General features: G+C 70.5%; 11 protein-coding genes. 8 read left to right on the top strand and 3 right to left on the bottom strand.

The window, feature by feature from the left end; translation table 11 throughout:
* The first annotated feature begins 174 nt into the window (after window positions 1-174).
* The 3 genes from F4554_RS20275 to F4554_RS20265 all read left to right on the top strand — a co-directional run bounded on the left by F4554_RS20275 (window position 175) and on the right by F4554_RS20265 (window position 3,731).
* Window positions 175-2,325, top strand: coding sequence for a hypothetical protein (locus F4554_RS20275; protein WP_179789034.1), 2,151 nt, complete (start codon window positions 175-177; stop codon window positions 2,323-2,325).
* 188 nt (window positions 2,326-2,513) lie between these two features.
* Window positions 2,514-3,119: a ClpP family protease gene (locus tag F4554_RS20270; RefSeq protein ID WP_179791661.1), complete on the top strand. Its 606-nt coding sequence runs from the start codon at window positions 2,514-2,516 to the stop codon at window positions 3,117-3,119.
* Window positions 3,120-3,122: 3 nt separating this feature from the next.
* Window positions 3,123-3,731, top strand: a complete 609-nt coding sequence (locus F4554_RS20265) for a ClpP family protease (RefSeq protein WP_179789033.1) — start codon at window positions 3,123-3,125, stop codon at window positions 3,729-3,731.
* A 48-nt stretch (window positions 3,732-3,779) separates the two neighbouring features.
* Here the strand turns inward: F4554_RS20265 and F4554_RS20260 are convergent, their stop codons facing one another.
* Entirely contained in the window at window positions 3,780-5,456 is a 1,677-nt protein-coding gene (locus F4554_RS20260; RefSeq protein ID WP_337796120.1) for a glycine/sarcosine N-methyltransferase, read from the bottom strand.
* A gap of 537 nt (window positions 5,457-5,993) precedes the next feature.
* On the opposite strand from F4554_RS20260, the gene F4554_RS20255 reads away from it, so the two are divergent.
* On the top strand, window positions 5,994-6,416 hold the full coding sequence (locus F4554_RS20255; protein ID WP_179789031.1) for a hypothetical protein: 423 nt from the start codon (window positions 5,994-5,996) through the stop codon (window positions 6,414-6,416).
* Window positions 6,417-6,479: 63 nt separating this feature from the next.
* Window positions 6,480-8,078, top strand: coding sequence for a phytoene desaturase family protein (locus tag F4554_RS20250; protein WP_179789030.1), 1,599 nt, complete (start codon window positions 6,480-6,482; stop codon window positions 8,076-8,078).
* On the opposite strand, the gene F4554_RS20245 is transcribed toward F4554_RS20250, so the two are convergent.
* Window positions 8,063-8,527: an SRPBCC family protein gene (locus F4554_RS20245; RefSeq protein WP_179789029.1), complete on the bottom strand. Its 465-nt coding sequence runs from the start codon at window positions 8,525-8,527 to the stop codon at window positions 8,063-8,065. The genes F4554_RS20250 and F4554_RS20245 overlap by 16 nt on opposite strands.
* Window positions 8,528-8,835: 308 nt before the next feature.
* On the opposite strand from F4554_RS20245, the gene F4554_RS20240 reads away from it, so the two are divergent.
* Complete coding sequence (locus tag F4554_RS20240) at window positions 8,836-9,204, top strand: response regulator (protein ID WP_179789028.1); 369 nt, start codon at window positions 8,836-8,838, stop codon at window positions 9,202-9,204.
* A 37-nt stretch (window positions 9,205-9,241) separates the two neighbouring features.
* Here F4554_RS20240 and F4554_RS20235 read toward each other — a convergent pair whose 3' ends face one another.
* Window positions 9,242-9,925 carry a response regulator transcription factor gene (locus F4554_RS20235; RefSeq protein WP_179789027.1) on the bottom strand — a complete coding sequence of 228 codons (684 nt, stop codon included), beginning with the start codon at window positions 9,923-9,925 and terminating at the stop codon, window positions 9,242-9,244.
* 227 nt (window positions 9,926-10,152) lie between these two features.
* Between F4554_RS20235 and F4554_RS20230 the strand changes: the two genes are divergently transcribed.
* A complete protein-coding gene (locus tag F4554_RS20230) occupies window positions 10,153-12,066 on the top strand; it encodes a CHASE3 domain-containing protein (protein WP_179789026.1) in 1,914 nt (637 codons plus the stop codon).
* Between the two features lie 262 nt (window positions 12,067-12,328).
* A complete protein-coding gene (locus F4554_RS20225; RefSeq protein WP_179789025.1) occupies window positions 12,329-14,326 on the top strand; it encodes a glycoside hydrolase family 13 protein in 1,998 nt (665 codons plus the stop codon).

Raw genomic sequence — 14,326 nt, 5'->3', positions numbered from 1 at the left:
CGGCAACAGGTTGTCGGCGTGCCACGGGCTGCTTAGATTCGGTCCGCATCAACCACGGGAGCCGCCATGTCGTCGTCCTCGCCGTCGCAGCCGTCGCCCTCCTCGCAGCCATCGCAGCCATCGCGACCCTCACGGCTCTCACCGGGGCTGTCCGTCGGGGTCACCCGACGTGCAGTGCTGGGAGGGATCGGCTTCGCCGCCGGGTTCGCCGCCGCGCCGGTCCGGCCGGCCGTAGCGGCGCGGGCGGCGCTCGTCTCCGGCGCGGAGGTCGTCGTACGGAACGATTCGGTGGGGCGTGGCATGTCGCTCGTGGGATACAACACCGGGCACTACCTGCCGGGCAGCAACACCTCCGCGTGGGTCGCGTACTCACGGATCAACGCGGCACGCTTCTTCGCGTCGTTCACCGAGTGGGCGCCGGACGAGGCGTTCGACGACGGGTCGGGTATCGCCACGGTGGGGGACTTCGACGCCCGACGGGCAGAACTGCGCACGGATCCCGAGGGAAACGCATTCATCCGCTGGGACCTGCTCGAGGATCTCTTCGAGCACCACACATACGCCAACACCAACCACTACCGCCTCAACTACCAGGTCGGCGAACTACGGCGGTTGGGTGTCACCCCCATCCTGGAGGCGGCCGAACTCGCCTGGAACCGCCCGTGGTCGGGACTCTGGCTGCAGTGGCAGAAGCACTACGCGTTCAGCTACCACTTGGCTCGTCACTTCGACGTGGAGCGGTACAACTTCGTCAACGAGCCCGACCACCCGAGTGCCGCGGGCGACCTGGTGGACCAGGCGGTGTACGTACGCGGCCTGCAGATCGCCTCGGACGCGATCAGGTCCGCCATCGCCGACGTCAACGACCGGTACGGCAAACGGCTGAGGGCGACCGTGCAGGCGCCGGTGATCACCCACGCGTCGAGTTCCAGCGGGGACGACCACATGGACGCCGATCACGACGCCGACCATCGTGACGACACGACCGGATGGGGCGAGGTGTCGCTGCGGAACCTCCGCACCGACTACCACGGCGAACAGGTCGACCAGGACCTCTTCGACGTGTTCGACACCCACCAGTACAACAAACAGGCGCCGACCTACGAGTACGAGATCGACATGATGCGGGCCAAGATGGCCGCCTACACCCCAACCGGGGTGGCTCTGCCGATCGTGTACTCGGAGTTCAACCGTCGCAACACCGGTGCGTTCGAGACCAGCGGTGACGATGTGGAGACTCCGGCGATCTTGACCGATCTGGCACGCATCTGGGCCGCCGGGTGCGCCGGCGGCGTGGAGGGCATGATCGCGTTCAAGTTCCAGAACACCGTGCGGTCCAACGGAATCCCTTACGGCACAGGCTTCTACTACGTCGCCGACGAGGGGGCGTACGACATCCGCGGAGCAACCAAGGCGGCCGAGGTCAACCGGATGTTCGCCCGCGGTTTCGCCGGTGACAAGGAGCTGTTGACAGTGACCGCGGACGACGGGCGCACGGTGCTCGCCGCGCACGACCCTGCCGGCGGCCGTACATATCTGTGGTTGCCGCACCCGCCCGGCGTCCCGACCGCTCCGGTGACGCTGGACCTGCGCGACCTGCCCGAGGCGAGGCCCGGTGGGGAGGTGCTGGTCGAGGAGGTCGGTCCGGCGTACAGCGGCGGGGTCGTCGAGCGCCTGGGACTTCCGCCGTCCGGCAGACTGACCCTGCGGCAGCCCGCCGACTCGGTGTGGCTGGTGTCGTTGAGTGCACCCGGTCCCAGGGTGTCCGTGTTCGCCGACGTCGACGCGTCGGTGCGCCGCGACGGTGATCCGGCCGAGTCGGAGGCGGAGTTGGAGGCGGAGTTGGGCGTCTGCCTGGTGCCCGACGGGACCCCGGGTGCGCAGGTGAGTTACCTGGAGTTCGACCTGCGTGGTGCCCGGCCCGGCGGTCGCACACCGCGGCACGCGCTGCTGGAACTGTTCGGGTCCACCGACGACGGCCGGCCGTTGACGTTCATGGCGTACGCGCTGTCGGACACGTCCTGGTCGGGGGAGGACCTGACCTGGGCGACCGCGCCGCACCTCGATCCCGTCCACTGCCGCCCTTCCGACGTGGGCACGGCTGTCTTCCCGGCCGGCCAGCTCACCGCGCCCGGGACGCCCGGCTCGGTCCGGCTCGAGGTGTCCGACAGTCTCCGGTACGCCGTGGACGGCCGGCTCGGCTTCCTCCTGATCCGAGATCGGCGCCGGGCCGAGGATGTCGCCGACGACGGTCGTCGGGCGGTGTTGTCCGGACGGCGTTCGGCCGACCGGACCGCGCGCCCCCGTCTCGTGCTGTCCGACTGAGGCCACCGCCCACGAGATCGCCATGTGGTCAAGGGTTCCTGTACGCCCTGAGCGGATTCGCTGACAGCGCACACCGGGTCACGAGGCTCGCCTTCTCGGTGACAGTGGTGAGCACAGTGGCCGGCGGCTGTAGGGCGTCGCCGGCCGACCGAGGGCTCCACGTCCAGGAGGCATCCGTGAATCCGTCCATGACCGACGCGGCCACCACCGGCAGCGGTTTCGACGACCAGCTGGCGGCCAGGCTGCTGCACCACCGCATCGTCCTGCTCGGCTCGGAGGTCGACGAGGTGAGCGCCAACCGGGTGTGCGCGCAGTTGCTGCTGCTGTCCGCGCAGGACCCGCGCACCGACATCAGCCTCTACATCCACAGCCCCGGCGGCGGGGTGTACGCCGGGATGGCGATCTACGACACGATGCGGCTGATCCCGAACGACGTGTCCACGCTCGCGATGGGCTTCGCCGCCAGCATGGGGCAGTTCCTGTTGTGCGGGGGTACGAAGGGCAAGCGGTTCGCCCTGCCACACGCCCGGATCATGATGCACCAGGGTTCGGCCGGCATCGGCGGAACCGCCGCGGACATCGCGATCCAGGCCGACAACCTCGAGCACTCCAAGGGCCAGATGGAACGCCTGCTCGCCGCCAACACCGGTCAGCCGGTGGAGCGGATCCGTGAGGACAGTGACCGCGACCGGTGGTTCTCCGCCGAGGAGGCTCGCCAGTACGGCATGGTCGATGCGGTCGTGGACTCACTGGACCGCATCGGCCACGGCATCTCCCACCGGGCGGGGGTGTGAGCCATGGGGCACTACACGATCCCCAACGTGATCGAGCGCACGCACACCGGCGAACGCGCCACCGACCTGTTCAGCCGGCTGTTGTCGGAGCGGATCATCTTCCTCGGCACCGAGATCGACGACGACGTGGCCAACGTCGTGATGGCGCAGCTGATCCACCTGGAGGCGGCCAGCCCGTCGCAGGACATCTCGTTGTACATCAACTCACCGGGCGGCTCGTTCAGCGCGCTGATGGGCATCTACGACACGATGCAGTTCGTCCTGCCGGACGTGTCCACGATGTGCCTGGGCCAGGCGAGTTCGGCGGCGACGGTGCTGCTGGCGGGAGGTGCGCCCGGCAAACGGCTCGCCCTGCGTCACTCCCGGATCGCCCTGCACCAGCCCGCGACAAGGGGACAGGGTGCGCTGTCCGACCTGCAGGTGCAGGCCGCCGAGGTGGCCCGCGTACGCACGCTCATGCTGGAGGTGCTCAACCGGCACACCGGCCGCAGCATGGAGGCGCTGCGCGCCGACACCGACCGCGAACGGGTCTTCGACGCCGAGGAGGCCAGGGCGTACGGACTGATCGACGAGATCCTCGTCTACCGTGGCGACGGTCCCGACTCCCAGTGAGCCGGGACCGTCGGCTCCGGGTCCGGCCCGCGGACCTGGGGTGAGAACTCACGCGGCGACGAAGACGCCCCACGCGAGGTTGCCGGACCGGCCGCCGTCGACCCAGTGCCGAAGGCCGGTGCGCATCCGGTCGAGGTAGTCGGTACTGACCCGGCCGGCGAGGTCCGCGTCGCGGCGTTCGGTCTCGTCCAGGACCCGCTGGTAGTGGGTGGTCAGCTGCTCGGTCAGGTCGTCGAACTCCACTGTCAACCCGAGGTTGGCGAGGGTACGCCGGTAGAACTCCGGTGAGGCCATCGTGTCCAGGTGCAGGCGCCGCAGGATGGGCGCCAGCGCCTCGCGTGGGCAGCCGTCGGCGGCCATCGGGTCGGTGAAGACGATCCTGCCGCCCGGCCGGAGCACCCGCACCGCCTCCTGCAGCACGCGCACCCGGTCACCGCTGTGCAGCAGGGCGTCCTGGGACCAGACGACGTCGAACCTGTTGTCCTCGAAGGGCAGGTCCTCGAAGGACCCGTCGACGACCTCGACCAGCTCGGACAGGCCGGCGGCCTCGGTGAGCTCGCGGTTGCGGGTGTTCTCCACCTCGCTGAGGTTGAGGCACGTGGTCTGGCAACCGGACGTGCCGGACAGGTGCCGTGCCGCGCCGCCGAAACCGGCCCCGAGGTCGAGGACCCGGGTGTCCGGCCCGAGGTCCAGCGCGTCGGCCATCCGGGTCACGGTGCGCCTGCTCGCGGTGGCGATGTCCTCGTCGGGTTCGGTGTAGACGCCGACGTGGATGTCCTCGCCACCCCACACCAGCGAGTAGAACGTGTCTGCGTCCTCGGAGTTGTAGTAGTCGCGCGCGGTGTGCACCGTGGAGGAGTAGCCGTCGACCGCACTGTCGGGCATGCGATGCGCCTTCTCCGCAACGTGGATGAAGAAGTCCGGCTCGCCCTCGGGATGGGTGTCCTGGAAGTCGCTGTAGGTCTCCACGTGCGCGAAACCGACCTCCCGCATCAGCGTGCGCACGTAGTCACGGCGCAGCGGATACATGTTCAGGTGGTACTGGCTCGTGTCGGGGAAGGTGTAGCAGAAGCGCGCGAGCCCCGCGTCGACGTACTCCGGCTCGGCGGTGACCGTGTCGCCGCAGTAGTAGTAGGTGTGCCGGTTGCTGTAGGCGCCGTCGAGCAGTGCATCGTAGTTGCGCTGGTCGAGGATGAGAACGCCGTCGTGCTTGAGCATCGCGTAGAACTCGGCCAGCGCTTTCCTGCGGTCGATCTCGGAGAACAGATGGGTGAAGGAGTTGCCCAGGCAGATGATCGCGTCGTACTCGCCCTGGACGTCGCGGTTGAGCCATCGCCAGTCGGCGTGCATGACCCGCAGGACGTGACCGCCGCGGGCACGGGCGTTCTCGAACGCCTTGGTCAGCATGTCGGCGCTGCCGTCGGCGCTGACTGTCTCGAAGCCCTCCTCGAGCAGTCGTACCGAGTGGAAACCGGTGCCGGTGGCCACGTCCAGCACGGTCTTCGCGCCGCGGGACTTGAGCTGGTCGATGAAGAACCGACCTTCGCTCTCCGCGCGCTTGTCCCAGTCGATGAGCTCGTCCCACTTCTCGACGAAGCCGGTGACGTACTCCTGGGTGTAGTGGTCGGTGTCCCGGACCTCGGTCGGGCTGTCGCCGAACTGTTGTTGGTCGTTCGTACCGTCGTCGGGCAGGTTCGATGTGGAACTGTCCTGGGCACTCTTCACGACTTCTAGCACTCCCTGGGGTTTCTCGAGAACCGGACGGGCGCATCGAAGCCTGGCCTCGCGCGACGGCGGCGGTGCCGTCTGCATCCACGGGCTGCGCGGTCTGTGTGCGCTGCTTCGCGCCGCACCCAAACTATGGGATGACCCACAGGCGTTCAACAGCCGGTACGCCACATCGGCAATGCGGTCACGATCGGGTCTCGTTCGGCCGTGGCCCCTCGGCGTGTCGGCTGTGGTTGCCTACCATTCGCGCTCACCACCGACCTGTGTCAAGTCGTCCTTGACGGCTTGCGGGCGTCGCGGAGGGTCCGCTCCGCTTCCGACGGCGCGCCTGCAACGCCTTCCGTGACGGCTCACCGCGACGGTGCGGCCGGGGTGGCAGCCGTGCGGGTGGGAGCGGGTACGGCTACGGTCGGACTGGTGGGACGGCCCCGGCGCTAGGCTCGGGGTTCCACCGGCAGAAGCCGACAGCACGGCAGCACGACACCACGACCGCAGCGCGGCACGACAGGCAGACGCACCCAGGGAGGTCGCATCGTGAGCAGCCCGGACCTGCCGGACCGTACCCCGGCCGGCGACGACATTCCCGACCCGGACGTCTCCGGGGAGGACAGCCTCGACCTGCCCGACTCCGAGATTCCCGACGTCGACGCCGATCTCGACCTTCCTGACGCCGGCGACATCCCGCAGGACCCGACGGAGGGTGAGTCGGACGTCCTCCTCGAGCCCGACGTCGAGGCCGCCCGCGACGTGGCCGGTGACGCGGGCTACGACCCTCTGGTCACCGACGAGCTGCGCCCGGAGTCCGACGTCACGGAGTTCGAGCCGCCGGACCGGCTCAGCAACGACACCAGGCTCCGCCGTACCGCGGACGACGAGGAGCACGGCGAGACCCTCGACGAGCGGCTCGCGCAGGAGGTTCCCGACCCGACGATGGAGATCGATGACGACGACCGGTGACGAGCTGCGTGCCGGCCCTGCGAGCCCGGCCCGCCCGCGCCGTCCGGCGGAGGGAGCGGGCCGATGACCACCGAGGTCGTCGACGCGGTCGTCGTCGGTGCCGGGCCGAACGGCCTGGTCGCCGCCAACGTTCTCGCCGACGCCGGCTGGGACGTCCTGGTGCTGGAGGCGACGCCCGAGCCCGGGGGAGCGGTCCGCACGTCCGAGCTGGTCAGGCCCGGCTTCCACAGTGACCTGTGCAGCGCGTTCTACCCGCTGGGCGTGGCGTCCCCGGTGCTCACCGACCTCGACCTGGAGCTGCACGGCCTGCGGTGGCGGCATGCGCCCGCGGTGCTCGCGCACGTCCTGCCCGACGACCGGGCCGCGGTGCTGCATCGCGATCCGGAGACCACCGCGGCCTCGCTGGCGGCGTTCGCCCCCGCCGACGGACCGGCCTGGCTGGCCGAGTTCGAGCGCTGGCGGCGGATCCGCACCGACCTGTTGTCGGCCCTGCTGCGCCCGTTTCCACCCGTGCGCGCCGGCACCCGCCTGCTGCGCAAGCTCGGCACCGCGGACGCGCTGCGGATGGCCCGGTTGCTGACGCTGCCCGCTCGCACCCTCGGCGAGGAGTCGTTCGAGGGCGAGGGTGCGCGGGCGCTTCTCGCCGGCAACGCACTGCACACCGACCTCGGCCCCGACCATGCCGGCAGCGGTGTCTTCGGCTGGCTGTTGTGCATGCTCGGGCAGGACGTCGGCTTCCCGGTGCCCGAAGGTGGTGCCGGCAGGCTGACGCAGGCGCTGGTACGCCGGTTCACCTCGCTCGGCGGCCGCATCGTCTGCGACACACCGGTCAGCCAGGTGATCGTCGCCGGTGGGCGTGCCCTGGGCGTACGAACGGCCGACGGTGGCCTGGTCCGGGCACGTCGTGGCGTGCTCGCCGACGTACCCGCCCCGATCCTCTATCGCCAACTCGTCGGTGCGGACCACCTGCCGGCCCGGTTGCTCGAGGATCTGAAGCGCTTCCACTGGGACAACGCGACCGTCAAGGTCGACTGGGCACTGTCCGGCCCCGTCCCCTGGACCGCGCCGGAAGTACGCGGCGCGGGGACGGTGCATCTCGGCGGCGACCTGGACGCGCTGGTGAAGTACGGCTCCGACCTGTCCCGGTCACGAGTGCCGGGTAAGCCGTTCGTGCTGCTCGGGCAGATGGGCGTGGCCGACCCGACGCGGTCCCCGGCCGGTACGGAAACGGTGTGGGCGTACACCCACGTACCCCGCGGTGGGCGGTGGGACCCCGCGCGGCGCGAACGCTACGCCGACCGCGTCCAGGCCGTGATCGAACGCCATGCGCCCGGCTTCGGTGACCTCGTGCTCGGCCGGCACGTGGCCGGCCCGCCTGACCTGGAGGCCCACAACCCGAGCCTGGTGGACGGGGCGATCAACGCCGGTACGGCGGCCATCCACCAGGAGCTGATCTTCCGGCCGACGCCGGGACTCGCCCGCGCCGACACTCCGGTCGACCGGCTCTACCTGGCCGGCGCGTCCGCGCATCCGGGCGGTGCCGTGCACGGAGCACCTGGAGCCAATGCCGCCCGGGCCGCGCTGGCTCGGGCGGGTCTGGCCGGTGGCGCGTACGCCGCGGCCATCAGGCTCGGCCACCGCGCGGTCTACGGCGCGGGCTGACGAGCGGTGCGGGCCCGCCCCTCGACGTAGGCGGCCAGCCTGGCCAGCGACTCCTTGTTGCGCGGGGCGAGCAGCAGCTTCTGAGCGAGCTTGGGCAGGTGCTGCGCCGGCCCGCGGTGGAGCTCCTCGATCATCCGTACCTCCGTCCGCGCCGGCCCGAGCGGGGTGAGCTGGAAGCGGACGTGCGCGGCGCCGGCCGGATAGATGCGAGCCTCCAGCTCCAGAAGCTGTCCGGGCTTGGCCGCCAGCACCTTGGTGTCGTCCTGGAGGACCAGCGGCCAGGGCCCGACGCTGTGGTGGATCTTCGTCTCGGGTGCGGGCCAGCTGGGGTCGACGGCGCGGATGTGGGAGGCGCCCACCAGCCAGGCGGCATACGTCCACCCGTCGGCAAGCACGTCCCACACCTGGTCGGCCGGTGCGGCGATCGACCGCGTGACCTCGCTGCTCATCGGGGCTCCTTCGTGCGTCCTGTGCGTCGGTTGTCAGTTGCCGGTTGTCAGTCGTCGTCGTGGTTCGCGTTCGTACGTCCGGTAGCGTCCGGTACGCCGGACCATCCCCCATCCTGCCCGCTCGGGACGGTTGAGGCATTTCCGCCGCGAACGCCGCGCCGTGGCGTTTCCTCTGGACCGGAGCGGGGCACGGAACCGGAGCAGGCGGCTGCGGGAGGCGGCAGGCCAGTTCCGGTCAGGGAGGCTGGCGTCGGCATCTTCCGGGTAGCCGGAATGTCTGGCTCCCACCCGTTGGACATGCTGAAGACATGCGCTGCCTCCTCATCGACGACAGCCCGCGCTATCTGCGGGCCGCGCGTGCGCTCCTCGAACGCGAGGGCGTCGCCGTCGTCGGCATGGTCCAGACGGGGGAGGAGGCGCTCGCCCGGGTGGCCGAACTCCGCCCGGACGTGACGCTGGTCGACATCAACCTGCGCGGCGAGAGCGGCTTCGACCTGGCCCGCCGGCTCACGTCGGCCGAGTTCCCCGACGGCCGTTCCCCGGTGATCCTGATCTCCAGCCACAGCGCCGACGACTTCGAGGACCTCATCGAGTCCAGTCCGGCGGCGGGTTTCCTGGACAAGTCGAACCTCAGCGCCGCGGCGATCGCCTCGCTGGTCGGGGCGGTCGGCGGCTGACCTCGGCCCGTGGCCGTCAACCCGGGCTTGCGCCGTCCTAGGAGCCGCCGTGGGAACCGCCGTGGGATCCGCCCTGGGAGCCTTCGAGGAACGTCAGCACAGCCAGCACCCGGCGGTGGTCGTCGCCGGTCTCCGGAAGACGCAGCTTGGTCAGGATGTGCTGGACGTGCTTTTCCACCGTGCCCTCGGTGACCCACAGATGCCGGGCGATCCCGGCATTCGACCGCCCTTCGGCCATCAGGCCGAGAACCTCGCGTTCGCGACTGCTGAGTATGTCCAGCGGATCGTCCCGGCGGCGCGCCGATACGAGTTCGTGCACCAGGGTGGGGTCGACAACCGAGCCCCCCTTGACGATTCGCCGCAACGTCTCGGTGAAGTCGCCGACGTCGGTGACCCGGGTTTTCAGCAGATAGCCGATGCTATGCCCGGTGGCGAGCAGTTCCGTCGCGTGCTCCACCTCGACATATGCTGAGAGCACCAGGATCCCGATCTGCGGGAACTCCTCGCGGATCGTCCTGGCAGCCTCCAGCCCCTCGTTGGTGTGGGTGGGCGGCATCCGGATGTCGACCACCACCAGATCAGGAAGAGTTTCGCGAACCATCGTGAGTAGGTCAGCAGCATCACCAGCCTGGCCGACGACCTCGAAGCCCTGGCGGCCCAGCAGGCTCGCCATTCCCTCGCGCAGCAACAGGTCGTCGTCGGCGAGCACCACCCGCCCCATGGCGGCACTGCTGTCAACGGCCGCTTGCTCAGGGACCTGTCGCGGCGCGCTTTCCTGTGTCCCTTGCCGCTGTGGGCGCCCGCTCGTGCCGGCGGAGTTCGTGGTGATGCCTCCGAAGATGTACGCAATCGCTGGTTGCGTCGCGGCAACCGGACCCGCGGCGGTGTGCCCGGACGCCGGTGCGACGCACCTGTTCAGCCTACGTGCGACAGGGAGTACCTGACCCGATGGTGCGCCTGCGGCAGGGGCTGACCGGCCGGCTGGTGGTCGCGAGCTGTGTGCTCGCGGTGCTGCTCGGCTCGGTGTTCGCCGTGCTGTTGATGGCGGTCGCGGACCAGCGTGACGCTGCCACGCTGTCGCGGCGTTCCCAGCAGGTCCTGACCACGGCGGGCCGTATGCAGGAACTCGTCCTGGACGTCGAGACCGGCGAACGCGGCTACCTACTCACCGGCGACGGGCGTTTCCTGCAGCCGTGGAACGCGGCCCGGGCGGAGATCCCGCGGGTGGGTGCGCGGTTGACCGGGCTCATCACAAACCCCGGCCGGGAGCGGATGGCCCACCAGATCATCGACTCGGCGCAGTCGTATGTACGTGACTACTCGGTGCCCCTGGTCGCGCTCGCCGCCCGCGACCCGAAGGCCGCCCGCGGCCTGTCCATCACGCTGGAAGGCAAACGGCGGGTCGACGAGATCCGTGCCCAGATCGGCCGGTTGTCCCGCTCCGCCCGTGCGGCCACCGTCGTCCGGCAGGAGCGTGCCGCCGCCGCTGCTCGCCGGGCGGAGGTCGCGGCCATCGCAGGCATGGCCGGGTCCGTGCTGATGGTCGCCCTGCTCGCGTCGTACCTCACCAGGTCGATCGCCCGGCCGGTGCGGCGGGCCGCGATGATGGCGGGCGAACTCGCCTCCGGCGACCTGAGTGCCCGGCTGCCCGAGACGGGGGCGGGGGAGATCCGCACCCTGGAACGCTCGTTCAACACGATGGGCGAGTCGCTGGAGCGCAACCGGGACGAGCTGGCCAAGCTGGTGGAGGAGCAGACCGCGTTGCGCCGGCTGTCCACCCTCGTGGCCCGTGCCGTTCCGCCGGACACGACGTTCGCCACGGTGACCGAGGAGGTCGGGCAACTGCTCGAGGCGGACGGCACCGTGATGTTGCGGTACGAGTCCGACGGCACCGTGACCGCGGTCGCGACGTGGGGGCAGGTGGACGCTTCCCTGCCGGACGTGGGTTCTCGTACGGAACTGGGGGAGCGGACCGTGCCGGCGCAGGTGCGCCGTACCGGCCGTCATGCCCGGCAGGACAGCTATGCGGGCTCGACGGACCAGGATCGAGGTCCGCGTGAACTCGGGGTGCGTTCCGCGGTGGCGGCCCCGATCGAGGTGGAGGGCCGGCTGTGGGGAGCGCTGACCGCGTTCTCCACCAAGGACCGGCCGCTGCCCAGGGACGCCGAGGCGCGGTTCGCCGACTTCACCGAGATCGTCGCGCTCGCGATCGCCAACGCACAGGCGCGTTCGGAGCTCGCGGCGTCCAGGGCACGGGTGGTCGCGGCCACGGACCGGGCACGCAGGCGGATCGAGCGAGACCTGCACGACGGTGCCCAGCAGCGCCTGGTGTCGTTGCTGCTGGACCTGCGCGGCATCGAGGCGGACATCCCCGACAGCCGGGTGCGCGCGGAGGTGGCCGAGGTGGCCACCGGGCTCACCGACGCGGTCGAGGAACTCCGCGAGATGGCCCGCGGCATCCACCCGGCGATCCTGTCCGAAGCGGGCCTGGCGCCCGCACTGAAGGCGCTGGCCAGGCGGTCGGCCGTTCCGGTCGAACTCGGGCTCGGTGTCAAGGCGAGGTTGCCGCAGCCGATCGAGGTCGCGGCGTACTACGTCGTCGCCGAGGCGCTCGCGAACGCCGCGAAGCACGCGCAGGCCTCGCACGTGGAAGTCACCACGTTCGAACGCGCGGGCCGGGTGTGTGTCGACGTACGAGACGACGGGGTGGGCGGCGCGAGCTCCGGCGACGGCTCCGGCCTGGTGGGTCTGGCGGACCGGGTCGAGGCGCTCGGCGGCGTGCTGAAGGTGACCAGTCCGACGGGCAGGGGCACCCGGATCCACGCCGAACTCCCGGTGGGCTCCGGCCAGCCCGTGTCCTGACCGGGTCCGGTGGGGGGTCGGAAGTCCCGGGCCCGCCCCGTCGGGAGCGGCCCATTCCACGCAATCGCGACGGGCGCGTTCCGCCCGTTCCGCGCGTACCGGCAGATCGTGCCTCGCGCCTACCAGCCAGCAGGTACGTCAACCTGCCAGAAGGCCTACCGGCGGAATGGCGGCTCGCCGTGACGACGCCGGCCCCCTCCGAGGCCGATGCTTGCAAGTGATGGAGCTCACCCCTTCCGACCAGGAAGCGAAGGTCGAGGACATGAGGACCTCACAGCGCACCAGCACCGCGGTCACCGCGCCGGCCACGACCCCCGCGACGTCCGAGGCGCACAGGAACGTCACCCGGTCCACCCGCCGGCGGTGCACGCTTCCGGCGACCCGGGCGTCGCTCGCGCCGCTGCCGACCACCGTGCCCGCGCTGGAAGGTTCGACCGTGCGGCCGACCGCCGCCGGCACCACCTCGTACCGCTCCTCCGCGTTCGGCTCTTCCGCGTTCGACTTTTCCTCGCACGACTCCTCCGCGCTCGACTCCCTGGTGTCGTCGTCGGTGGGTTCGGAGTGGTGGCGTCGGGCGGTTGTGTATCAGGTGTATGTGCGGAGTTTTTGTGATGCTGATGGTGATGGTGTGGGGGATCTGGCGGGTGTGGTGGAGAAGTTGCCGTATCTGGCGGGTCTGGGTGTGGATGGTTTGTGGTTGAACCCGTTCTACGCCTCTCCTGGCCATGATCATGGTTATGACGTGGCCGATCACTGCGCGGTCGACCCGGCGTATGGGTCGCTGGAGGGTTTCGACGATCTGGTCGCAGCGGCGCACGGGCACGGGATCCGGGTGATCTTGGATGTGGTGCCCAACCACGCCTCGATCGCTCACCCCTGGTTCACCGCGGCGCTGGCCGCCGGGCCGGGCAGCCCGGCGCGGGCCCGGTTCCACTTCGCCGACGGCCGCGGCCCCGGCGGCAACCAGCCGCCGAACAACTGGCGGTCCATCTTCGGTGGCCCGGCCTGGACCCGGATCAGCGAACCCGACGGGACCCCGGGGCAGTGGTACCTGCACACCTTCGCCGCCGAACAACCCGACTTCAACTGGACCCACCCCGACGTGCCCGCCCACTTCGAACACGTGCTGCGGTTCTGGCTGGACCGCGGAGTGGACGGATTCCGGGTCGACGTGGCCCAGGGCCTGCACAAGAAGGCCGGCCTGCCCGACCACCCCGACGCGGCCGCGGACGAGGCCACCGGAGACCCGGTCAACCCCAACGCCTGGAACCAGCCGGCCGTGCACCAGGTGTGGCGCTCCTGGCGGCGCCTGGTCCGCGACTACACCGCCGCCGACGGGCGAGACCGGCTCCTGATCGGTGAGGTCGGGCTGACCGACCCCGCCGCCGTCGGTGACTACACCCGGCCCGGGGAACTCCACCACACCTTCTGCTTCCCCTTCGCCCACGCCCGCTTCGACGCCCAGACCTACCGCAGCGTCATCGACACCGCCCTGAGGCACCACCCCGCAGGCGTGGCCTGGGTCGCCAACAACCACGACCTGCCCCGCTCGGTCACCCGCCACACCCCCACCCACGACGAGGACCTGCCCGCCGGAACAGACCCCGCCCAGATCGGGCTCGCCCGCGCCCGCGCCGCCGCCGCGCTGATGCTCGCCCTACCCGGAGCGGTCTACCTCTACCAAGGCGAAGAACTCGGCCTGCCCGACGTCCTCGACCTGCCCCCCAGCCTCATCAAGGACCCCATGTACCACCGCAGCAACGGCACCCGCCCCGGCCGCGACGGCTGCCGCGTCCCCCTGCCCTGGACCACCAGCCCCGACCACCACCACGGCTTCTCCCCACCCGCCACCACCACCCCCGCCTGGCTACCCCAACCCCCCACCTGGGCCGACCTCGCCGCCGACACCCAACACCACACCACCACCTCCACCCTCAACCTCTACCGCCAAGCCCTCGCCCTCCGCCGCACCATCCCCGACCTGACCACCACCACCCTCACCTGGCACAACAACACCCCACCCGGACTCCTCGCCCTGTCCCGCGGCACCCACCTCACCACCTACACCAACACCACCAACCACCCCATCCCCACACCCCACCCCCACCCCGGCCAACCCATCCTCACCACCCACCCCACCCCCCACCCCACCGACACCATCCCCCCCAACACCACCGTCTGGTACCACCACGACACCCCCATCAACGCAGACCACACCAACGACGTCACCGCCGACGACGCGGATACCGAAGGGATCTGA

It is taken from the genome of Actinopolymorpha rutila, assembly GCF_013407855.1.
Lineage (GTDB): Bacteria > Actinomycetota > Actinomycetes > Propionibacteriales > Actinopolymorphaceae > Actinopolymorpha > Actinopolymorpha rutila.
This window is presented reverse-complemented; position numbering and strand designations above follow the sequence as displayed.

Excerpts from the sequence above, each read along its gene's own strand:
- F4554_RS20270 (WP_179791661.1), top strand. The coding sequence starts at position 2,514 with ATGACCGACGCGGCCACCACCGGCAGCGGTTTCGACGACCAGCTGGCG.
- F4554_RS20265 (WP_179789033.1), top strand. The coding sequence starts at position 3,123 with ATGGGGCACTACACGATCCCCAACGTGATCGAGCGCACGCACACCGGC.
- F4554_RS20250 (WP_179789030.1), top strand. The coding sequence starts at position 6,480 with ATGACCACCGAGGTCGTCGACGCGGTCGTCGTCGGTGCCGGGCCGAAC.
- F4554_RS20245 (WP_179789029.1), bottom strand. The coding sequence starts at position 8,527 with ATGAGCAGCGAGGTCACGCGGTCGATCGCCGCACCGGCCGACCAGGTG.
- F4554_RS20240 (WP_179789028.1), top strand. The coding sequence starts at position 8,836 with ATGCGCTGCCTCCTCATCGACGACAGCCCGCGCTATCTGCGGGCCGCG.
- F4554_RS20235 (WP_179789027.1), bottom strand. The coding sequence starts at position 9,925 with ATGGGGCGGGTGGTGCTCGCCGACGACGACCTGTTGCTGCGCGAGGGA.
- F4554_RS20230 (WP_179789026.1), top strand. The coding sequence starts at position 10,153 with ATGGTGCGCCTGCGGCAGGGGCTGACCGGCCGGCTGGTGGTCGCGAGC.
- F4554_RS20225 (WP_179789025.1), top strand. The coding sequence starts at position 12,329 with ATGAGGACCTCACAGCGCACCAGCACCGCGGTCACCGCGCCGGCCACG.